The following is a 6,797-nucleotide window of genomic DNA, read 5'->3' as shown; positions in this document are numbered from 1 at the left end:
ATTTGCTATCCGAAATAGTCTGACCCTCATTGCTATTGAATCCTTGTCCTTATAGTAGCATTTTTACACTACTTACATCCAGTGATGGGCATTTTTAGTCATCCATTACCCTTCACTGGATATTCTAGACACTGACCGGGCTTTTAGCCATAAAATCACCTCTATTTTCCTATGGTTTCTCGTTTTTCTCCAGTTTTTTTCCGGGCAAATATTCCCTCCACTTGGTCTCATTATCTATGCTACACTTTGTCGTGCGGAATGTGGGTTTAAATATCGTAGCCATAAAAGCGATCGCCTTACTGCCGCCACTTTAGTATATAATAGCTATGAAACAATTCATCCTCACTGATGCCAGCTAGAGATCTTTTTCACCAGATTGTTCGTATAGCCCTTGAAAAGGATGGTTGGGAGATAACTCACGATCCGCTTTATCTTCGAGTGAGTGAGAAGATTGCATTGTATCTGGACATTGGGGCAGAAAAACTTCTGGGTGCAGAACGAGAAGGATGTAAAATTGCTGTTGAAATCAAAAGCTTTGTCGGTCTTTCCAGTTTGACGGAGTTTCATTTGGCTCTTGGTCAGTTTCTTAACTATCGTCTAGCCTTAGAAGAGATAGAAAGCGATCGCCAACTCTATCTTGCGATTTCGTCTGATACTTACGAAGATTTTTTTGTTGATCCTTTTATTCAAAAATCAATCAGCAGGTATGACTTAAATTTAATAATATTTGATATCAAGCAGGAGATGATTATCCAATGGAAAATCTAAATTATGCAGAAGCCATCAAAAAAATTATTCTTGAACATTGGCAATATCGACAGCAGGATAAAACTGTAGAGGCTCAAATCCTGTTTGATGAGGAGCGCCAACGTTATTTACTCCTGCATGTAGGTTGGGAAGATGAAAAGCGCATTTATGGCTGTCCGATTCATGTAGAGATTCAAGAGGACAAAATTTGGATTCAACGAGATTTTACGGAATCCGGTATTGCCCAAGAATTAATTGAGATGGGTATTCCTAAAGATAAAATTGTTTTAGGGTATCGTTCTCCTACGGTTCGTCAATTGATCGCTAATCATGCTTAAAAAAGCTCTAATCTCCAGAAGCTAGATTTTCTAATTGCTGTAAATTCATAGAATTGATTTTGTGATAATGATTAATATTCAGATAGTACAAATCTGCTAAAATCTGGGCATTGGTCATTGCTAAACGGCGATCGCACTCGTCAAGGGTCAACAGCAGACCCCTACAGGATTAAGTCCCTGATGCTGGTAAGCGATTGACTCAGATTAATCAATGGTTAGAGAGGATGGGTTTAATCTATCATTCTCCATTACCGATCGCCGATCGCCCATTCTCGGTTTAAACTAATAGATCCCACTCACATTCGCTAACACTTGGATTTATGGCCTTTTCCTCTATCTTGCGAACCTTGCGGCGATCGCCTCTTACGCAAGAGCTACTGACTAAACTCGGCGACAACCGCTCCTTAGAACTTCAGGGAATTCCCCGATTTCCCAAGGGTTTAGTTGCGTCTGCGCTCTCGCAAGCGGAATCTCGCTCCTTGTTGGTGGTGACGGCAACCATGGAGGAAGCCAACCGATGGACGGCGCAGCTAGAAGCTATGATAAAAGCTTTACGTTGATTTTATTTTTATGAAAACACTAGAGGAGATTAAAAGTCAGTTATATGCTGGAAACTTTGAATTTACCCGTCATGGGTTTAAGCGGGCGATCGAACGCAATATCAGTGAGTCGGAGATCAAGGAAGCGAGTGTCACAATGGAGGTAGTTGAAGATTATCCAGAGGACAAATATTCACCGAGTTGTCTACTTTTAGGATTTACGTTAGCAAACCGCGCTTTACATCTTCAGGTTTCAAGACTTGAATTTGATGTTGTTAAAATTATCACGTTATATGAACCAGCCCCAGACCAATGGATTGATAATCGCAGGAGGAAAAGCAATGTTTAAATGTCATGTTTGTGGCTCAACGGAGTCTCATGTAGAGCAAGTGAGTGAGGTTTTGAAGATCCAGGGAAATTTCTATCTCGTTGAAAATATTCCAGCGACGGTTTGTTCTCGTTGTGGGGAAGAAACATTTAGTCGGGAAACAACAGAGCGGGTTCGAGTGATGCTACATCAAGGAGACAAACCTATTCGATCGCTCGCTCTAGATGTTTTTTCCTTTGATGAGGCGGTTTGAATTTATAATTTATAGGGTCTCATCTCTCATTCCTCATGACCGATCGCCGATCGCCCATTCCCGGTTTACACTAATAGATGCCACTCACATTCGGTAACACTTGGATTTATGGCCTTTTCCTCATCATCGAGTAACCCGAAGATGGCGGTTGTGCCTGCAACGGCGATCGCATTCGTCGTCGTGCTAAGTTGCCTTTGGATCTCAGTGGGATTCTGAAGACTGGCAAGATAGATGCTGGTGGCGATCGCTCATTTTGGCGCACCACCTGAAAATTATGCTAAACGTCATCCCTACTGACGAGCTATTAATTTTAAGTAATTCATCGTCAAGGGAGAGAGGGTAAATTGAGGGGTTTCGACGGTTTCTATCCACAGTCGGCGTTGTAGGGATTGCAGGGTATGGAGGATGATTGTAGCGGGTTGCGATCGCCCTTTCAACAGGTCTCCTAAGCCAACGGGTGCGGAAAATTGCGCCATATCTTGCAGTAGCTCTTGTTCTAAGTCGGATAAGCGGTTAAAACGGCGCTGATATTGGTCTTGGATGGAGTCAATTAAGAGGATATCTTGTTCCAGAAATTGGCGCACGTTGCCTTGAAACAGGTCTTGTATCAGTTGGGATACCCCAGTTAACCAGAGGGGATGATGGTGGTAGCGATGACTGAGGGTTTCCCAGTCTTCTTCATCGAGGAGTTGATAATGACGGAAAATGTCGGTTGTGTGATTGCCGAGTCCGTTTAAGCGCAAGATTGGGCTGATTTTCGGCTCTTTGGGTTGTTCGTCGCTGATGAGGATGATGCAACTTTGATGGGGAACTTGACCTAAAAGCTGAAAAAAGGTGCGATAATTCTCTAAGTTGGGCAAATAGTGGCCAGCCGATTGCTGTGGTGCAAAAAGAGTTTGCAGATCGTCGAGGAGGATGAGGAGGCGATCGCGCTTGAGAGCTTTGAGCAGTGCTTCGTGTTGCGCTTCGAGTTCGTGGGGAACCTCTTCAGAGTCGGTGAGAACCTGCAACAGATGGGTAAGCGTCGCGGTTAAGGGGGGAGAGAACTGGAGACTGTAGTAGAGGATGCGATCGAACTGAGTTTGGATGCGATCGATCAATTTCAGCGCCAGAGACGTTTTACCAATTCCCGGAAGTCCCAACAGCAAGATTAAACGAGAGCCACTCACCCAACTTTCCAGCGTTTCCAGTTCTTCTCTACGTCCATAAAAACAAGAAACTTCTGGCGCAAGTCCCAAATCAATTTGCGGTGGTTTCTGTTTCTCTTCTGAAGACTTTGCAACAGGAGAACCCTGGCTGCATACCTTAATATCTCCAATATGAACAATGTCATGACCAAAATGGTAAATGTTGGAGTAATAAAAACGCTCTATAGTTGAGCGAACATTAGATTTTTTTATGTTTTCTCCCAAAGCTTCAGACAGAATTTTCCATAATTGAGAAGCTGTATCCCTCACATGACCCTCTGTTAGATCGCGCTCTTGGGCAATCTTTGCATACTTCTGACCCTGAAAGGCTTCCCGTAGGATCTCTTGTTCAAGATCATCCATAGGTTCTCCCGTTTTAACTAGAAACAGATGCTCTGCAAACCTTAAAATTTCCTGAACGCTCATTGACTGACTAGATAAATCGTTTGATCGGATATAAACCCATCATATCCTATATTAGCCGACATGGGTTAGCCACTATTTCCGACATAATCCAACTCTAAAAAGGCAAACCATCAGAAAAAAAGAGAAATTCCGTGAATACAGGAGTAGTAAAATATCAAAATCTACCCTTACCACCAGTCACCATGCTAAAGATAATTTTTACAAACCCAATCAGGGTTGTAGGACTCTTGATGTTATTAGTCCCTATTGTACAGGGCTGCGGTGCATTTGAACAAGAATTAGAGTTTCCCGCAACTCGGTTAAAGGTTCAGCTAACTGAACTTCCATCGAGTGATACCAATTTAGATAATGCTGAACTGATCACCTATGCTGAAGCTAAACCTCTCAGAAAGAATAGAAATAGGATAAGAATTCCTGAAGCTTCTGATGACCAGACGGCCGTCGTCATGGCTAAAATTAACAACGAAATCAAGTTGATTGATTTTTTTGTTCCAGAAGTTAATGAAGAACCTGAGTTGAATTTTGCTTCAACTGCTCGAAGTCTTGTTTTTATGAATCCTCTGTTTATCGGTATACCGTTTGAAAAGCGTGTATCTATATTTGAGGCGATCGATCAAAATGAAAAATTTCAAGATTTAGTTCAAGTTGTCGCTCAATCTAATTCAATTGTAGACGATAAAGTTGTTGAATTAAGTACAGATATTGCTATTGAGTTAGCCCAATTTTACTTAAAATCAGATATTTCCCCCATCCAATTTAGCAATTCAGCCAACCCCAATTCTAACACATCGAATAGTAACTACCGTCCCAACTTATTTAATATTACAGATTTTCCTCAGAATGCTTGTGGCGACTCATTACCCATCACTGAATCAAGTTACCCTGTAAAGCTCTATCCTGTCTACATTGACTATAGCGAAAATAATTTGCAAGCCGTAAAAAGTAATTTTTGTCGTGATGCCTTTGTCAAAAAAAGAAAAAATACGAATAAACAAGCCGTCCAAGTTGCTTCTTTTTTGACTATAGACCGAGCTAATGAGTTCAAGCAATTTATGATTGAGCAATTAGGGAGTGGAGATGTTGGAGAACCAACGATAATAGAGAATAAACCAAGATCTGAATCTAATCAAATCAATCAATTGCTTTCGTCTTTAAAAGCTGGTGACTTTTTCGATGTATTAATTCCAGCCGCTCATGCCCAATCTCCCTTAGATTACAGGGATTTTTACTTAACTCACCAATTTCGGCATGACGGAAAAGTTCGCCCTTCATTTTCTCCATTAGCTCTAGTGCATGAAATGACCTTAAATGCTGAAAAACAAGGAATGCGCCTTAAGGGTACTTCTTTTCTTGCCCAACAAGTTGTTATCATTCGTGCTGAACACTTATTCACTGACTTAAAGGCAGATGATTATAATGGTAATGAAAGTCATGAAAAATTTGTCGTTGCTGAATTTTTTATCGAACCCGCACAATTGGGCGTTTGGGATTTAATGGCTATTCAAACAATCGGTAGTTCGTCTATTGGTCAAGAACAAATTAATACAATTATATCCCCTAAAAAACAGAAGGTTTGGCCACCAGGTGATTATATTGCGTTAATGTCAGGCTCTCGATTCTTAAATCGTCGTACACCCGATCAACCTTACGGAGCTTTTGATATGAATATAGCAATATTCTTGGTTGATTTGTTAAATATTACAACAGGTTACTCTGCTGAGAAACAATGGACAGATATTGCCAGTTTAGTTGGTCAAGTTTTGATTGGGTGTAGTACCAATGAGAGTTTTTCTCAAACCTTAAAATGTTTAAGTAGTCAAGATAACAGTGTCAAGCTTTTTGAGGCTTTGGGTGGCGAAAGTGAAGAAATTATTAAAGGGCTTTTACAATTTCAAGGTGAATCTGCTGAACAGTTAGCCAAAAAAATCGCAAAAGCAGTGAATGCTTTTGATAAAGGTATTTCAGTCAGTCGCCATGCTCTCTTAGGAAATTATTTAGCATCCTTTACTTTAGATGGGCCATACTTTGCAAAATTTAAAGTTACACAGCCACCTCCCGATCCTGCCTTGCTTGAGTTGGTTGAAGTTACCGATGTTAATAATCTAGAAACAATCATCCTGGATTGTTCAAAAGAACCAGCAGGAAGTTTTATCGATCTAGAATTTGAAGCATGTAGGGGTAACTTTACTAACTTGAGAATCGACTATAAAAACTATAGTAATGACTGGTATGAAATATCTTGGTTTTATACTGACGATCATTTAGATGAATTAAATGATCGAACTTTTGGATTATTTTCTAACGACCTTCTCAAAGAACAAGGCGATAAACTCAATATAGTCCTTATTCCTCCAGGAGGTGACGCTTCCGTAGCAACTATTACAAATAGACTACAGATTAAACGCTATTCAAGCAAACCTTCAAGAACAATACAAATGAAGTGTAATGGTAATCCAATAAAGATTTGGGGAGCGTTAGTCGAATCAAAATGTACTTCTAAGGGAACTTATGCAAGTGTAGAAGCTTATGTTGAACGTCCTATCAAACTTTTAGTAGGTGATGATATTTTAATGCTTGAACCCCGATTTCTTAGTTCTGATGACGCTACTCTTACTTCAACTGGTAAAACTGTCACTTTTACTCTATCAGTTCCATAGATCAAAAGTGACTGGCTAAAGTTCACTCCGTTTAGGTTAAAGTGCCATAGCCATAAAAGCCATCGCTATCTAAATCTGTCCATTCCCGCCATTGGTCATCTTCCTGATAGTGCTGTACCATGGCTTCAGCTTGCTCTTCTAAGATCCGATTTCGCTCGGCTAAGGGTAACCTTAAAACGCTTTTGCGGTCAACTTTTTTGTTCACTGTCTCTTTATACAGAGAATCAATAAAATCCAGCGCAATTTGCTGCTTTTCAATGGGTAAAGCGCTCAATTTCTCTATAATTTCCTGGGGTTTGAAAAGCTTGGTATTCATATCACT

At 40.5% G+C, this 6,797-nt stretch carries 8 protein-coding genes and 1 pseudogene; 6 read left to right on the top strand and 3 right to left on the bottom strand.

The window, feature by feature from the left end; all coding sequences use genetic code 11:
* Nucleotides 1-348: 348 nt before the first annotated feature.
* Together PMG25_RS09590 and PMG25_RS09585 are read left to right on the top strand one after the other, a co-directional pair.
* Entirely contained in the window at nucleotides 349-768 is a 420-nt protein-coding gene (locus PMG25_RS09590) for a XisH family protein (RefSeq protein WP_283766676.1), read from the top strand.
* Nucleotides 756-1,085, top strand: a complete 330-nt coding sequence (locus PMG25_RS09585) for a XisI protein (RefSeq protein WP_283766675.1) — start codon at nucleotides 756-758, stop codon at nucleotides 1,083-1,085. Before PMG25_RS09590 ends, PMG25_RS09585 begins: the two co-directional genes overlap by 13 nt.
* Nucleotides 1,086-1,092: 7 nt before the next feature.
* Here the strand turns inward: PMG25_RS09585 and PMG25_RS09580 are convergent, their stop codons facing one another.
* A complete protein-coding gene (locus PMG25_RS09580) occupies nucleotides 1,093-1,236 on the bottom strand; it encodes a hypothetical protein (RefSeq protein ID WP_283766674.1) in 144 nt (47 codons plus the stop codon).
* A 169-nt stretch (nucleotides 1,237-1,405) separates the two neighbouring features.
* Between PMG25_RS09580 and PMG25_RS09575 the strand changes: the two are divergent.
* From PMG25_RS09575 to PMG25_RS09565, 3 genes and pseudogenes are all read left to right on the top strand, one after another.
* Nucleotides 1,406-1,627 (top strand): annotated as a pseudogene (locus PMG25_RS09575) (hypothetical protein); the annotation flags it as partial.
* 28 nt (nucleotides 1,628-1,655) lie between these two features.
* Nucleotides 1,656-1,973 (top strand): DUF4258 domain-containing protein, encoded by a 318-nt coding sequence (locus tag PMG25_RS09570; protein ID WP_283766672.1) that lies wholly within the window; start codon nucleotides 1,656-1,658, stop codon nucleotides 1,971-1,973.
* Entirely contained in the window at nucleotides 1,966-2,205 is a 240-nt protein-coding gene (locus tag PMG25_RS09565; protein WP_283756094.1) for a YgiT-type zinc finger protein, read from the top strand. The genes PMG25_RS09570 and PMG25_RS09565 overlap by 8 nt, the downstream gene beginning before the upstream one ends.
* Before the next feature lie 290 nt (nucleotides 2,206-2,495).
* Here PMG25_RS09565 and PMG25_RS09560 read toward each other — a convergent pair whose 3' ends face one another.
* A complete protein-coding gene (locus PMG25_RS09560) occupies nucleotides 2,496-3,818 on the bottom strand; it encodes a helix-turn-helix domain-containing protein (RefSeq protein WP_488199668.1) in 1,323 nt (440 codons plus the stop codon).
* 131 nt (nucleotides 3,819-3,949) lie between these two features.
* Here PMG25_RS09560 and PMG25_RS09555 point away from each other — a divergent pair, with 131 nt between their 5' ends.
* A complete protein-coding gene (locus PMG25_RS09555; protein WP_283766670.1) occupies nucleotides 3,950-6,475 on the top strand; it encodes a hypothetical protein in 2,526 nt (841 codons plus the stop codon).
* A 31-nt stretch (nucleotides 6,476-6,506) separates the two neighbouring features.
* On the opposite strand, the gene PMG25_RS09550 is transcribed toward PMG25_RS09555, so the two are convergent.
* Nucleotides 6,507-6,791, bottom strand: coding sequence for a hypothetical protein (locus PMG25_RS09550; RefSeq protein WP_283766669.1), 285 nt, complete (start codon nucleotides 6,789-6,791; stop codon nucleotides 6,507-6,509).
* Nucleotides 6,792-6,797: the final 6 nt, after the last annotated feature.

This window comes from Roseofilum capinflatum BLCC-M114, from assembly GCF_030068505.1.
In the GTDB taxonomy this organism is placed as follows: domain Bacteria; phylum Cyanobacteriota; class Cyanobacteriia; order Cyanobacteriales; family Desertifilaceae; genus Roseofilum; species Roseofilum capinflatum.
The sequence above is the reverse complement of the archived record's forward strand: the minus strand, read 5'-3'. Positions and strand labels throughout refer to the sequence as shown.

Coding starts and splice junctions, on each gene's coding strand:
- PMG25_RS09590 (WP_283766676.1), top strand. CDS start 349: ATGCCAGCTAGAGATCTTTTTCACCAGATTGTTCGTATAGCCCTTGAA.
- PMG25_RS09585 (WP_283766675.1), top strand. CDS start 756: ATGGAAAATCTAAATTATGCAGAAGCCATCAAAAAAATTATTCTTGAA.
- PMG25_RS09570 (WP_283766672.1), top strand. CDS start 1,656: ATGAAAACACTAGAGGAGATTAAAAGTCAGTTATATGCTGGAAACTTT.
- PMG25_RS09565 (WP_283756094.1), top strand. CDS start 1,966: ATGTTTAAATGTCATGTTTGTGGCTCAACGGAGTCTCATGTAGAGCAA.
- PMG25_RS09560 (WP_488199668.1), bottom strand. CDS start 3,818: ATGAGCGTTCAGGAAATTTTAAGGTTTGCAGAGCATCTGTTTCTAGTT.
- PMG25_RS09550 (WP_283766669.1), bottom strand. CDS start 6,791: ATGAATACCAAGCTTTTCAAACCCCAGGAAATTATAGAGAAATTGAGC.